The sequence below is a fragment of the uncultured Muriicola sp. genome, assembly GCF_947258935.1.
Taxonomy (GTDB): Bacteria; Bacteroidota; Bacteroidia; order Flavobacteriales; family Flavobacteriaceae; genus Muriicola.
This window is the reverse complement of record NZ_CAMYKH010000092.1, coordinates 1-13,268: the sequence shown is the minus strand read 5'-3', so window position 1 is coordinate 13,268 and position 13,268 is coordinate 1. Positions and strand designations below refer to the sequence as shown.

Annotated in this window: 12 protein-coding genes and 1 pseudogene; 11 read left to right on the top strand and 2 right to left on the bottom strand. The window is 40.8% G+C overall.

Annotation, left to right across the window (positions count from 1 at the left end):
• The 9 genes and pseudogenes from Q0X72_RS12475 to Q0X72_RS12435 form a co-directional block, all read left to right on the top strand.
• Window positions 1-642, top strand: a 642-nt coding sequence (locus Q0X72_RS12475; RefSeq protein ID WP_297765989.1) for an adenylosuccinate synthetase, incomplete at its 5' end; no start/stop codon positions are given.
• 117 nt (window positions 643-759) lie between these two features.
• A pseudogene (locus Q0X72_RS12470) lies at window positions 760-2,313 on the top strand (OstA-like protein); the annotation flags it as partial.
• A gap of 421 nt (window positions 2,314-2,734) precedes the next feature.
• Complete coding sequence (locus Q0X72_RS12465) at window positions 2,735-3,916, top strand: aspartate aminotransferase family protein (RefSeq protein ID WP_297765987.1); 1,182 nt, start codon at window positions 2,735-2,737, stop codon at window positions 3,914-3,916.
• 97 nt (window positions 3,917-4,013) lie between these two features.
• The gene (locus tag Q0X72_RS12460) at window positions 4,014-5,414 is read left to right on the top strand and encodes a tetratricopeptide repeat protein (protein ID WP_297765985.1); all 1,401 of its coding nucleotides are present in this window, start codon (window positions 4,014-4,016) and stop codon (window positions 5,412-5,414) included.
• A 28-nt stretch (window positions 5,415-5,442) separates the two neighbouring features.
• On the top strand, window positions 5,443-6,360 hold the full coding sequence (locus Q0X72_RS12455) for a DUF368 domain-containing protein (RefSeq protein WP_297765983.1): 918 nt from the start codon (window positions 5,443-5,445) through the stop codon (window positions 6,358-6,360).
• A gap of 11 nt (window positions 6,361-6,371) precedes the next feature.
• Window positions 6,372-7,388 carry a DUF368 domain-containing protein gene (locus Q0X72_RS12450; protein WP_297765981.1) on the top strand — a complete coding sequence of 339 codons (1,017 nt, stop codon included), beginning with the start codon at window positions 6,372-6,374 and terminating at the stop codon, window positions 7,386-7,388.
• Entirely contained in the window at window positions 7,363-8,082 is a 720-nt protein-coding gene (locus Q0X72_RS12445; RefSeq protein ID WP_297765979.1) for a shikimate dehydrogenase, read from the top strand. Before Q0X72_RS12450 ends, Q0X72_RS12445 begins: the two co-directional genes overlap by 26 nt.
• Before the next feature lie 139 nt (window positions 8,083-8,221).
• The gene (locus Q0X72_RS12440; RefSeq protein WP_297765976.1) at window positions 8,222-10,519 is read left to right on the top strand and encodes a DUF349 domain-containing protein; all 2,298 of its coding nucleotides are present in this window, start codon (window positions 8,222-8,224) and stop codon (window positions 10,517-10,519) included.
• A 2-nt stretch (window positions 10,520-10,521) separates the two neighbouring features.
• A complete protein-coding gene (locus Q0X72_RS12435; RefSeq protein ID WP_297765973.1) occupies window positions 10,522-11,268 on the top strand; it encodes a hypothetical protein in 747 nt (248 codons plus the stop codon).
• A gap of 72 nt (window positions 11,269-11,340) precedes the next feature.
• Here Q0X72_RS12435 and Q0X72_RS12430 read toward each other — a convergent pair whose 3' ends face one another.
• On the bottom strand, window positions 11,341-11,559 hold the full coding sequence (locus Q0X72_RS12430; protein WP_297765971.1) for a hypothetical protein: 219 nt from the start codon (window positions 11,557-11,559) through the stop codon (window positions 11,341-11,343).
• Between the two features lie 310 nt (window positions 11,560-11,869).
• Between Q0X72_RS12430 and Q0X72_RS12425 the strand changes: the two genes are divergently transcribed.
• Window positions 11,870-12,418, top strand: coding sequence for a cupin domain-containing protein (locus tag Q0X72_RS12425; RefSeq protein ID WP_297765968.1), 549 nt, complete (start codon window positions 11,870-11,872; stop codon window positions 12,416-12,418).
• An 80-nt stretch (window positions 12,419-12,498) separates the two neighbouring features.
• Window positions 12,499-12,960: a hypothetical protein gene (locus tag Q0X72_RS12420; RefSeq protein WP_297765966.1), complete on the top strand. Its 462-nt coding sequence runs from the start codon at window positions 12,499-12,501 to the stop codon at window positions 12,958-12,960.
• Here Q0X72_RS12420 and Q0X72_RS12415 read toward each other — a convergent pair.
• Window positions 12,957-13,175 (bottom strand): hypothetical protein, encoded by a 219-nt coding sequence (locus Q0X72_RS12415; protein WP_297765963.1) that lies wholly within the window; start codon window positions 13,173-13,175, stop codon window positions 12,957-12,959. The genes Q0X72_RS12420 and Q0X72_RS12415 overlap by 4 nt on opposite strands.
• Window positions 13,176-13,268: the final 93 nt, after the last annotated feature.

The following is a 13,268-nucleotide window of genomic DNA, read 5'->3' as shown; positions in this document are numbered from 1 at the left end:
AAGGCTATCCTGGCAGAAGGTGCACAGGGATCCTTACTCGATATAGATTTTGGTACCTATCCCTATGTAACCTCTTCAAATACTACAGCTGCAGGAGCCTGTACCGGGCTTGGAGTAGCCCCAAACCAAATTGGCAAGGTGTATGGCATTTTTAAAGCCTATGCAACCAGAGTGGGAAGTGGTCCTTTCCCCACAGAATTATTTGATGAAGATGGTGCTACTATGGGACGAGTTGGCAATGAATTTGGTGCTACCACCGGAAGACCAAGGCGTTGTGGTTGGCTAGACCTGGTGGCCCTTAAATATGCCGTGCAAATAAATGGGGTTACCCATCTAATGATGATGAAATCTGATGTTTTAAGTGGATTTGAGACCATCAAAGTATGTACAGCTTATCATTATCAGGGTAAAAAGATCTCACATTTGCCTTACAATATTGAAGCTTCCAATGTAACACCTGTTTACACAGAGCTCAAAGGATGGAAACAAGATCTTACAAAGATGAACTCTGAGGAACAAATACCCAAAACTCTGATGGACTATATACAGTACCTTGAAGAAGCTCTGGATGTGCCTATTCAGATAGTCTCTGTAGGACCAGACCGGACGCAGACCATACACAGGGAACTGGCGGTTTCATAAGACCGTTACCGGTCTTCAAGTATTAAAACTGTATTAAAGAAGACCCTTCTGCATCAAAAAATCCTATTTTTGGTCAAAATTCTGCCCTTGAAAGGAATATTTTGCATACTTATCTACATGCTTACCCTAAGTTGGGTTAGTGCCCAGGATAACGATCCTAAACCAAGGCAGATCAATATTGTATACGGAGCCAATTTTACCAAGGATGAGGTAAACTATCCCGGAGCTTCTATTTTTAGCAAAGATGACAAACAGGTCCAATTTGAACATCAGGGTGCCGATCTTTGGTGCGACATTGCCATTTTTTATCAAAAAGAGAACAAATTAAAGGCCATAGGAAATATTAGGCTTACTCAAGGCGATTCTGTACAGATGAGCAGTGGGAAGATAGATTATGACGGCAACGTAAAACTGGCGAAGGCATGGGAAAAGGTAGTATTGAAGAATTCAGACATGACCCTGAGAACAGATACACTCTATTTTGACAGGGAAAACCAGGAATCGTATTACAATAATTCCGGGACCATCATTGATTCTGCCAATACCCTGACCAGTAAAATTGGCCGGTATTTTATGGAACTCAAGAAATACCAGTTCCTGCAAAATGTCAATATCAAAAATCCGGAATATACTGTAGAATCGGCCCAACTCGACTATTACACAACCTCGAAGAATGCCTATATGTACGGACCCTCTACTATCACAGGGGATACCTATACCATATACTGTGAACGGGGATTCTACGACACAAAAGTAGAAACGGGGTATGGCATAAAAAACACCAAGATCAACTACAATAACAGGATCATAGAAGGCGACAGCGTTTATTTTAATAAAGCACGAGAATTTGCTTCGGCTACCAATAACATAACAGTGACCGATACCATCAATAATGGGCTAATAAGAGCCCATTACGCGGAAGTCTACAAGGCCAAGGATTCATTATTTGCAACCAAAAGAGCCGTATCTATTAGCCTGGTGGAACAAGATTCGTTATATATCCACGGAGATACACTTATGGTAACAGGCAAGCCCGATGATCGAATTCTACGGGCCTTTCGGAATACAAAATTCTATAAGACCGATTTGAGTGGGAAATGCGATTCCCTGCATTTTGAACAAAAAACCGGGATTACCCAATTGATCCGAAATCCCATCTTGTGGAACATGGAGAACCAGATGACCGGGGATAGCATCCTTCTTATCTCTGACATGGAAACAGAAAAATTAGACTCACTCAAGGTTATTAATAATGCCTTTGTTATTTCTCAGGATACCATTGGGAAAGTGGGCTTTAATCAGGCCAAAGGAAAAGACCTTTTCGGGAAGTTTATAGAGAATGAACTCAAGATAGTAGACCTGGTAAAGAATACAGAGGTCATTTATTATATGTACAATGATGATGATGAACTCATAGGGATCAACAAGACTATTTGTAGTGCTATTCATATGACATTTGAGAATAGCGATATTGAGGATATCACATTTATTACCAACCCGGATGGGGATATTTTCCCCGAAGAAGAGCTGCCGGAAAACAGTAGAAAGCTAAAAGGTTTTATCTGGAGAGGCGATGAACGCATACGGAGCAAAGAAGCCCTATTTGATGATGACGATAACAACATACAACTCGTAAAAATAAAGGGAATAGACAATCCTATTGATACGGATATAGATGCAACCACCTCTGAGGTTGAAAAGAAAGCACGCGATTTTATCAATTCATCTACTTCTAAAAAAGTTCAAATAGAAAAAAGCATACCGTCTGCGGCCAAGTCTATCCCTGCTAAAAAGATCACAGGCGATAAAAAACGCTTTGAAGAATCAAAAGGAGAAGCAGATCTTACTCCCGGATATTACCTAATTGCCAACGTCTTTAAAAAAGAGGAGAACTTCTTAAAATTTACCCGCATCCTATCGGATAGGGGCATACAACCAAAATCCTTTTTCCGCAGCCTCAACCAGTACACCTATGTATATCTTGAGCGCTATGACACAGAGGCTGAAGCGGTTAAAGCGCGAGATTCCCAATTCAATGGGAAATACACAGATGAAATATGGATATTCCGGGTATTAGATAAGTAATAAAGCTATGAAACAGGATTTTTTTTCCTATCAGGCACAAACCACCCCGCATCCTCTGGCAATGGAGGTGTCTCACGCAAAGGGGAGTTATATCTATGATACACAAGGAAAGGCTCATCTCGATTTTGTAGCCGGTGTTTCTGCCTGTAGTCTGGGTCATTGCCATCCAAAAATAATAGCAGCGGTAGAAAAACAGACGAAGGAATATATGCATGTCATGGTCTACGGAGAATATATTCAAGGACCTGCGGTGGCGTATTCAAAAATGCTGGCAAGCCTGTTACCTGAACCTTTGGAGACTACCTATCTTGTAAATTCAGGAACTGAAGCCATTGAAGGGGCACTAAAATTGGCCAGGCGGGTTACTGGGAGATCACAGATCATAGCTGCAAAAAATGCCTATCACGGAAATACCATGGGAAGTCTGAGTCTTATGGACTATGAAGAGCGAAAAGCCCCATTTAGGCCTTTGTTGCCCGATATTGGGTTTATTGCCTTCAACAATATGGAAGATCTGAACAAGATCACCAAAAAAACTGCAGCTGTTATTTTAGAGACTATTCAAGGAGGTGCCGGTTTTGTTCTACCTGAAGACAATTATCTTATGGCGGTTCGTGATAAATGCACTGCAATGGGAGCACTTCTCATCCTGGATGAAATTCAGCCAGGATTTGGGAGAACGGGTAAACTATTTGCTTTTGAGCATTATAATATTGTCCCTGATATTTTGGTCATCGGAAAAGGAATGGCGGCAGGACTACCGGTAGGTGCCTTTACAGCATCCCTTAAGATGATGGCCACCTTAAAAGAGAAGCCCATGCTTGGTCATATCACCACTTTTGGGGGAAACCCAGTGATCGCGGCCGCTGCCCTGGCAACCCTTACGGAAATAACAACTACCTCCCTGATACCCCAAACCACGGAAAAAGAGGCTCTGTTCAGATCTTTGCTAAAACATCCACTAATCAAGGAGATCAGGGGAAAAGGACTGATGCTTTCTTTGATTATGGAAAGTAGTGAGATTGCAAATGATTTAGTACTTTTGTGCGCCCAAAACGGACTTGTCCTATTTTGGTTGCTTTTTGAAAAAAAAGCGGTACGAATCACCCCTCCCCTGACAATTTCTGAGGACGAAATTGAAGAGGGCTGTGCGGTGATTCTAAAGGTATTAAACAGCTTAAAACAATAAGTTGTTAACTATTTTGTTAATAATATAGCCCCTACACGGAGATAAAAGTAGATTAAAAAACTATTTTTAAGTCCATAGATTAACCAAGCACTTTCCTATGGCGTTAGATCCTAACGAGAAACCGCACCAGCCCATTACAAAATTCGAATCCATGCTCAAGACAGATGATGTCTACTTCTTCGATTCCGAAGATTTTGAAGACATTATTCACCACTACTTGAACAACGGAAAGATCTCCCTGGCAAAGAAGGCAATTAAGATAGGCTTACAGCAACACCCCGAATCTATGGAGCTCAAACTCTTAGATGTGGAAGTTCTTGTGTTTGAGAACAACCTGGAAGTGGCAGAAAAGATACTGGATAATTTACAGCTGCTAGACAGCACCAATGAGGAGATCTATATTCAAAGAGCCAATATCTATTCCAAGAAAGACAACCATGAAGCGGCAGTGGTCCTATTAAACAAAGCTCTGGAAATGACGGAGGAAAGCTTTGATATTTATGCACTTTTAGGCATGGAATATCTTTTTATGGATGATTTTGAACGAGCAAAGACACATTTTATGAAATGTGTGTCCTTTGATGAACAAGACTATTCCTCCCTATATAATGTGATCTATTGCTATGAATTCCTTGAAGATTATGAAGGAGCTATTCAATATTTGAATGATTACCTGGAACGAAATCCTTACAGCCAGGTAGCTTGGCATCAACTCGGGAAACAGTACTTTACCATTAAAATGTTTGAAGAGGCCCTCGCCGCATTCAATTTTGCTATTATCGCGGATGATACTTTTATTGGAGCCTACTTTGAAAAAGGAAAGGTCCTTGAAAAATTAGGGAAGTACAACGAGGCCATTGAAAACTACGAAACTACCATCAAAATAGACGATCCCACCTCCCATGCCTATCTGCGTATTGGAAAGTGCCATGAAAAGTTAAAGAATTACGATATGGCAAAATTTTATTTCTACCAGACAGTACATGAGGACCCTTTGTTAGATAAAGGTTGGTTAGCTATTACAGACTTTTATTTTAAGATTCACAAATATGACAGGGCGCTGTATTACGTCAATAAAGCCATCAATATAGATGGTGAAAATGCCAAATACTGGAAGAAATGTGCCCGTATCCATGCGGCTTTAGAGCACTTTGATGAAGCTGATTTTGCTTATAAACAAACAGTAGATCTTGGAAATTACGAATTAGATACATGGCTCAACTGGGCCGAAGTAGTTACACAAAATCAGGACCCGGAAGCAGCCATACAGATCTTGCTTCAAGGCCTTGAGTTCTATCCGGATAAAGCGCTGATCCAATTTAAAATGGCCGGTCTGTATCTAATGGCCAATGACCTTGTTAAAGCACAATACCGCTTAAGGAAAGCCCTAAAACAAGACTTTGATCACTTGCGTTATTTCCAGGAAGAATTCCCTTCTTTTTACGACTCTGTCTGGGCACAGAATATAATAGCAAGTATCCAGAAGGCTTCCGACTAAAAAAACTACTTTTGTTTTTTTTATTGCTATGGGAGACCGTTCATTACTTCAATATCTTATCGTTGCTTTAAAGGGAATTGCCATGGGAGCCGCCGATGTGGTCCCAGGTGTCTCAGGTGGCACCATTGCTTTTATCTCCGGGATCTATGAAGAATTGATCACTTCTATCAATCAGATCAACTTTTCGCTTCTTAAGACACTGCGTAACCAAGGAGTGGCCGCGATGTGGAAACAGGTCAATGGAAATTTTCTAACATCAATTTTTCTGGGAATAGCTATTAGTGTTATTACCCTGGCCAAACTTATTAGCTGGCTATTGGTGAATCAACCAGTGCTGTTGTGGTCATTCTTCTTTGGCTTAGTGATCGCCAGTATTATTTTTGTTGCCAGAGCCATTGAAAAATGGAATCTTGCCGCGTTCTTTATGTTAGCTCTGGGAGCCGCCGTAGCTTACTACATTACTCAATTACCTCCGGTAGAAAATACAGAAAGTCTTCCCTATCTTTTCCTTTCTGGGGCGCTTGCTATTTGTGCCATGATACTTCCGGGGATCTCCGGCGCCTTTATCCTGGTTTTGCTAGGGTCTTATAAAACCGTATTGGATGCCGTCCATGAACGAGATTATGCCATTTTGCTTACCGTTTTTGTCGGTGCAATTTTCGGACTCTTGTCCTTTGCCCGACTCCTTAAATGGATGTTTCAAAATTACAAGAATATAACCCTTGCTCTATTAACCGGATTTATCATAGGTTCTCTCAATAAAATATGGCCGTGGAAGAACGTATTAGAATCCAAGGTGTTTGATGGAAAGACCATCCCTATACTGGAAGAAAATGTCTCCCCATTCTCCTACCCCGGCGATCATCAACTTCTCTGGGCCATTTTGCTGGCTATCCTTGGTTTTTCGCTTATTTTTATGCTTGAAAAGCTTGCTGCCAAAAAATAAAGCACAGTATCATGCATCAGCCCAGATCTTTTATTGATAAAGTATTCCTGATTATCAAGGGATTGGCCATGGGTACTGCCAACAAAGTTCCAGGTGTCTCAGGGGGCATAGTAGCCTTTGTAGCAGGTTTTTATGAGGAATTCATATATTCCCTTCAAAAAATTAATCTAAAGGCTTTTAAATTGCTTTTTAACGGGCGATTTAAAAGTTTCTACCGATACGTAAACGGGCAGTTTCTAAGCCTGCTTATTTTTGGGATGCTGGTGAGTTATTTTAGTGTCTCCAAACTTCTGGACTATTTTCTGGAACACAATGAACTATATGTTTGGGCCACTTTCTTTGGGATGATCATTGGGTCCATTTATTTTATCGCCAAAGATTACAAACACTGGAACAACAAAACCATCACTTATGGGATCATCGGACTCCTAGTTGGTGTTTCCATTAGTTTTTTAAGTCCGGCCAAAGAAAACGACAACCTTTTGTTTATCTTTTTGTGCGGTATGATCAGTGTTTCAGGCATGACCCTTCCAGGGCTTTCCGGTTCCTTCATTCTTATACTCCTGGGTAATTACGTCTTGCTTCTGGTAGACTCCGTTAATTCCCTTTTCGATACGCTGGCGGAAGTATTTCAGGGAGATTTTGGGTTTACTTCAAATGCAGAACGACTTAACACATTAAAAATATTGGCTGTCTTTACTCTTGGTTCTGCTACCGGCCTGGTAACCTTGTCTCATATATTGGGTTATGTGTTAAAACATTTCAAGCATATTACCACAGCCGTGATCATAGGGTTTATCACTGGGAGTCTTGGGGTGGTATGGCCATGGAAACGTACCATTTATGTATTAGATAGCCTGGGAAACCATATGTTTGATAGCAATGGTAATGAGATCATTAAAAATTATGAACGATATTTGCCCGATATGAGCCTTGCAGATACCTGGTGGGCCTTTGCCTATGTAGTGCTGGGTATAGGTATTCTTATAGCGTTAGAGTGGTATGGAAAATTCAGAACAAAAGCATAGCTTCGGACTCCTGGGGCGCGATATTACCTATTCCTTTTCCAAGGGATATTTTAAAGATTTCTTTAAAAAAGAAGGAATTCACAACGCTACCTATGAAAACTTTGATCTTCGTGATATTTCAGACCTAGAGACCATCCTAAAAGAATATCCGGAACTAAGAGGATTGAATGTAACCATCCCCTACAAAGAGGAGATAATCCCCTATCTGCATACCTTAGATCCCGAAGCAGCCACTATTGGGGCCGTAAACACAATAAAATTTACTAATGGATTTCGAAGATCTCTGGAACCTTTTCTTGTAAAACAATCTCATAAGCACGCTCTGATCCTGGGAACCGGAGGTGCTTCGAAAGCTATTGCCTATACATTGCAACAATTGGGGATCAACTACCATTTTGTTTCCAGGAACCCTGAAAATGAGCAATGGGGATATCAAATGCTGAACCAAAAGCAGATGGAACAACATACCCTCATCATTAACTGCACTCCTCTGGGTACCTATCCCCGATTGACAGAAAAACCATCCATTCCATACGCATTCATAGGTGTTGATCACCTCATGTATGACCTGGTCTATAATCCAGAAAAATCGGCCTTTCTACAAGAAGGTGAACAACGAGGGGCGACTATTTGTAATGGTCTGCCAATGCTGCAATACCAGGCTCAAAAAGCATGGGAGATCTGGCAGGAATAGGTATTCAATAGCCTTATACTTCTTAAAACACAAGGGTAAGCACCTTAAAAAGATCCCGGAATACCTTTGATGTCTCTGGGGTTGTTAGTATCTTACAAGGGGATTGAGTTCCACAAGCACATAACATCCAAAAAATAGAATGTTGGAAGAAAAAGAACAGAAACTACACACTGATGTAGGGGGTAAAGTAACATCGGAAACTACTGAGAAGACACAACCCTCAGAGAAAACTACCGAAAAAGCAGCCAAGACAACATCAAAAGATGTTGCCATAAAAAAGGGTGCAGTTACTACAAAGAAAAAAGTTGCTAAAGTGGCTAAAAATAATGCTGATCTTGAAAAGAAAGATGAGGTTGTTGCAGAGAAGAAGAAGACCACAAAAGCAACTGCGAAAACAGTGGATGCTGATGTAGAAGCCGGGGAAGTGGTTGACGCCAAGAAAAAAGCAACCAAAAAGGCAGTTGCGAAAAAAACAGAAGATGTAGGTGAAAAAAAAGTGCCTACGGCAGAAAAAAAAGCGGCCCCAACAGCAGAAAAAAAAGAAGTTCCGGTTAAAGAAGAAAAGGAGGATGGCCTTAATGAAATTGAGGAAACAAATGCAGAGGATGCCGAGGATGAGGACAATCACAGGAGACATCATATCCCCATTCATGATTACCACTCCATGACCATGGAGAATCTGGTTGGGGAACTACAACGTCTGGTTAGGAATGAGAAGGTGCAAGCCATTAAGAACCATGTGGATGGGATCAAAACCGAATTCGACCTTAAGTTCCAGGAGTTTTTAGAGGAAAAAAAGGAGGAATTTATTAGCCATGGCGGCAACGAAATAGATTTTAGATACAATTCGGTTGCCAAAAGACAGTTCAATGAGGTATACTCGGAATACAGGGAGAAGCGAAACGCTTACTATAAAACCCTGGAGACCAACCTAAAACAAAATTTGGAAAAGCGTTTACAAATCATTGAAGAACTAAAAGGGCTGGTGAATGTAGAAGAAGACATCAATACTACCTATAAAAATTTTAAGGACCTACAGGAACAATGGCGCCATGCAGGCGCCGTACCCAGGAGCCAATACAATGATGTTTGGCGTACCTATCACCATCATATAGAGATCTTTTATGACTTCCTGCATCTAAACAGGGAGTTACGCGATCTCGATTTTAAACACAACCTGGAAGAAAAGGAAAAATTAGTGCAACGCGCTGAAGCCCTGGCGGATTATTCTGATCTGAACAAGGCATTCCGGGAACTCCAAACCCTTCATAAGATCTGGAAAGAAGATATTGGCCCTGTAGACAAGGAACATAGAGAGGCCATTTGGGAGCGATTTAGCAATGCCACCAAGGCCATGCACAATCGCAGACAGGAGCATTTCAAGGAGATGGAGAAAGGATTTGAGGAGAATCTTGTAAAAAAGAACGAGTTAATCGCTGCCATTGGCAAATTAGCTGAAGACGTTGCTACACATCACAAGGGACTGCAAAAACAGATCAAGGAATTGGAAGACCTGCGATCTGCCTTTTTTAAGGCAGGAAAAGTTCCTCAAAAGGTGAATGAAGAGACCTGGAGCCGATTTAAAGATGCGGTTAGGGCCTTTAACCGTAAGAAAAATGTCTACTATAAGAACCTTAAAAAGGAACAACAAGACAACCTCGACAAGAAAAGAGAGTTAGTGAAATTGGCACTTTCTCTAAAAGAAAGTGAAGAATGGGATATGGCTACCCCTGAGATGAAACGTATTCAGCAGGAGTGGAAACAGATAGGACACGTACCCAGGAAGTATTCGGATAGCATCTGGAAAGAGTTTAAAACGGCCTGTAATCATTATTTTGACCGTATGCATGCCCAAAAGAATAAGGCCAGTGGCGCAGAAACGGAAAATCTGGAGAAGAAAAATGCCTGTTTGGAGAAACTTCAAGCCTTTGAACCAGGGAAAGCAAGAGATGAAGACATTAAAAAAATCAAATCCTATATAGACGAATGGAAGACCATTGGTAGGGTACCATTTAAAAAGAAGCATATCAATGATAAGTTTAATAAGGTGGTAGATGCCATTCTTAAGAAACTGGGGGTGACTCAACAAGAATCTGAATTGTTGAAATACGGCAATAAATTACAGCAATTAAGCTCCAAAGATGATGAATACGCCCTGTTGAAAGAGCGCAGTTTTATCAAACGTAGAATTGATGAAGGCAAGAGCGAAATTATTCAGCTGGAAAACAATTTACAATTTTTCTCCAACGCGTCCGAAGACAATCCGCTTGTAAAGGAGGTGATTGAGAAATTAAACAAACAAAAAGAAGCCTTAAAAACCTGGAAGGCCAAGCTTAAAAAGATCAATATTCTACAGCATTCACTTGCCAAAGAAGAGGAGGATGAGCAAACAGACGAGGAAACAGAAGTTTCTGATACTATAAATAAAGACACATAACCATGGAAAAAGGCAAATCAAGTAAAAAGATCACCCGTGTAGGGGAAGACGAATCAACTGCCGCTTCAGCTGCAGGATCAAGGGCGTTTGTTCCCACCGATGAAAACAAAGGGAAAGCGCGGACCTTGCGTATTATTGCTATTATTCTTTGGGCCATTGCCATAGGTTTTGAAGTATGGGCCATTCTTATGCTAAGGGAAGCTCCTATCAATATGACCTGGCTTATTGGCATCATTGTGGTAGAACTGATCTTTGTTATTATTGGTTCCGTTCTTTGGAAAAAGTCGAATCGGTTAGATCCGGCATCGGAAAAGGATAAGTTCAAATTTTTTGTGCAGAATCAGTTAGGCCTAATTATTAGTGTAATTGCATTCTTGCCCCTGGTGATCCTTGTTTTCACCAATAAGAACATGAGTGGAAAACAAAAGGGCATTGTAGGTAGTATTGCCGTAGTGGCCCTTTTAATAGCCGGGATTACAGGAACTGATTTTAACCCGCCTTCCCAGGAGCAATATGCCGAACAGACCAAGCAAGTTGAATTATTGAACCAAGGGGTTAATAGTGTGTATTGGACAAAATCTGGTAGAAGTTATCATCTTTTCCAGGATTGTTCCTATATCAATACAGACCGGACCACTGAAATCTTTGAAGGTACCGTTGCCCAGGGAAGAGAATTAAAGAATATTACAGACCTCTGCGATCGTTGTCAGGCCAGAGCGGAGAAAGCAAAAGGTCTGGAAACCAATTAAGCAAGGGTCAATACTTTATAGATGTAGGTAAAAGGGGGATACAACATTCTCAGGAATATTATCCTAAATGGCTTAAGCCAATTTAGCAGTATTCTTAGAAGTCTTAAAAGACAATTCCTTTTTGATTCTGCTATTCTTAAAACGATAAAGACGGGCAACACTGTTTTCTTTAGCAGTAGCAGTAACGATCTCTTTCGTAGCAGTTTCTACTTTTACTTCAGCAGTAGTTTCCTGAGCCTGAGCTGCGAATCCGATAAGAAGAATAAAGATTAAAGTTACGATAGCTTTCATGTTGTGCGTTTTATATAATAAAAACGCCATGAGAGGGGGTTTGACCGGTTACCGTTCGCTGAAAAACCCTTATTTTTCGGTATCTGGCAAGAACTTGGGTAAAGTGTAAATAATCATCGGTGAACGTACATAACCCCTAAAACCGTTTACCGAAAAAAAGGGTTCCTTATCGGAGAAAATAGCCCTAAAATAAAGGTCAATACTACTTAGTTAGCGATTACTTTTTGAACTACCTTAGTTATACCTTAACCAGAGGTAGCAGTTTGATTATTCACTCTATTTATGTTACCCAATGAAAAGAAACCAATTTATGGCAACTGCCGTTGCGCTTGCTTCTATTCCATTTTTTGCGTTTGCAAACAGTAAAAAACAGACCAAAAGAGCAGATAAAGGTTTTAAGATCCCGGCAGGGGAAGGTCGGTTACACGGGCATATTGTACTTCAGGGCGTGAACAATAATATCATGGATGTAAAAGTTTCCGGCTCAGACACCAATGGCGACCTGGCGATTTTTGAACAAACTTCGCTCTCACCGGGTAAAGGGACACCTCTGCATGTGCATCATTACCAGGATGAAGTATTCTATGTTATAGAGGGGGAATACCGTTTTCAGGTAGGCTCAGACAGATATACGCTTGTGAAGGGAGATAATATTTTTCTTCCAAGAGCAGTACCTCACGCCTGGACACAGGTATCAAAAACAGGAAAAATGAATGTGCTATTTCAGCCAGCAGGAAAACTGGAGGAGTTTTTTCTTACCATGTCCTCCCTGGATCATGAACCCTCCAAAGAAGAGATCAAAAAGATCTTTGAGGACAATGACATGGCAGTGATTGGCCCCCCTTTGGTAATTGATTAGTAGTTATTTAGAGAAGATCGAATATTAGAAGCTATTGGATATTCCGATTTTAGAGCTATTTTAGTGATAAGCTCTATTTTATGAATACTCTTTTCAAAAGACCCCATTACTTTTTTCTCCCGGCAAGCCTGTTGATGGCAGTAATTGGATTTTTTATACCGCCGAATGCAGTGGCGTATGATCTATATGATACCTCTTATGTGATCTCTAATACCTTTGGATTTCATCTATTTGCTCTTATAGGCTTTATCATGGCTTATGGCTACTGGACGGCCTACCGCAGGGAAAGGGTCCTGTCTTATCGCTTAAATGCTATTCATGTATTGATTTCTGCTTTGGGACCCCTGGGTATTTATATTGCTTCCCTATTTTACCGGGCGGTGTTACCCCCTTCTGAGAATGTAGTAGCAGACTGGGAACACAATATGTCTGTAAGCATGGTGATCTTCGCTTTGGCATTGATTACCCTGGTAGTTCAAATAGTATATCCGGTAAATCTGATCCGGGCAATTTGGCAAGGTAAAAGAGAAACTAAGGATTAAGCCAATTTAGCAGTGTTCTTAGAAGTCTTAAAAGATAATTCCTTTTTGATTCTGCTATTCTTAAAACGATAAAGACGAGCAACGCTGTTCTCTTTAGCAGTTTCAGTAACGATCTCTTTCTTAGCAGTTTCTACTTTTACCTCAGCAGTGTTATCCTGAGCCTGAGCTGCGAAGCTGATGAAGAAGATAAAGATGATTGTTAGTAGCGTTTTCATGTCTTGCGTTTTATATATATAAAACGCAAGCACAAGGCATTCACAGGGTTGCCGTTCGCTGAAAAACCCTTATTTTTCGGTATCTGGCAAGAA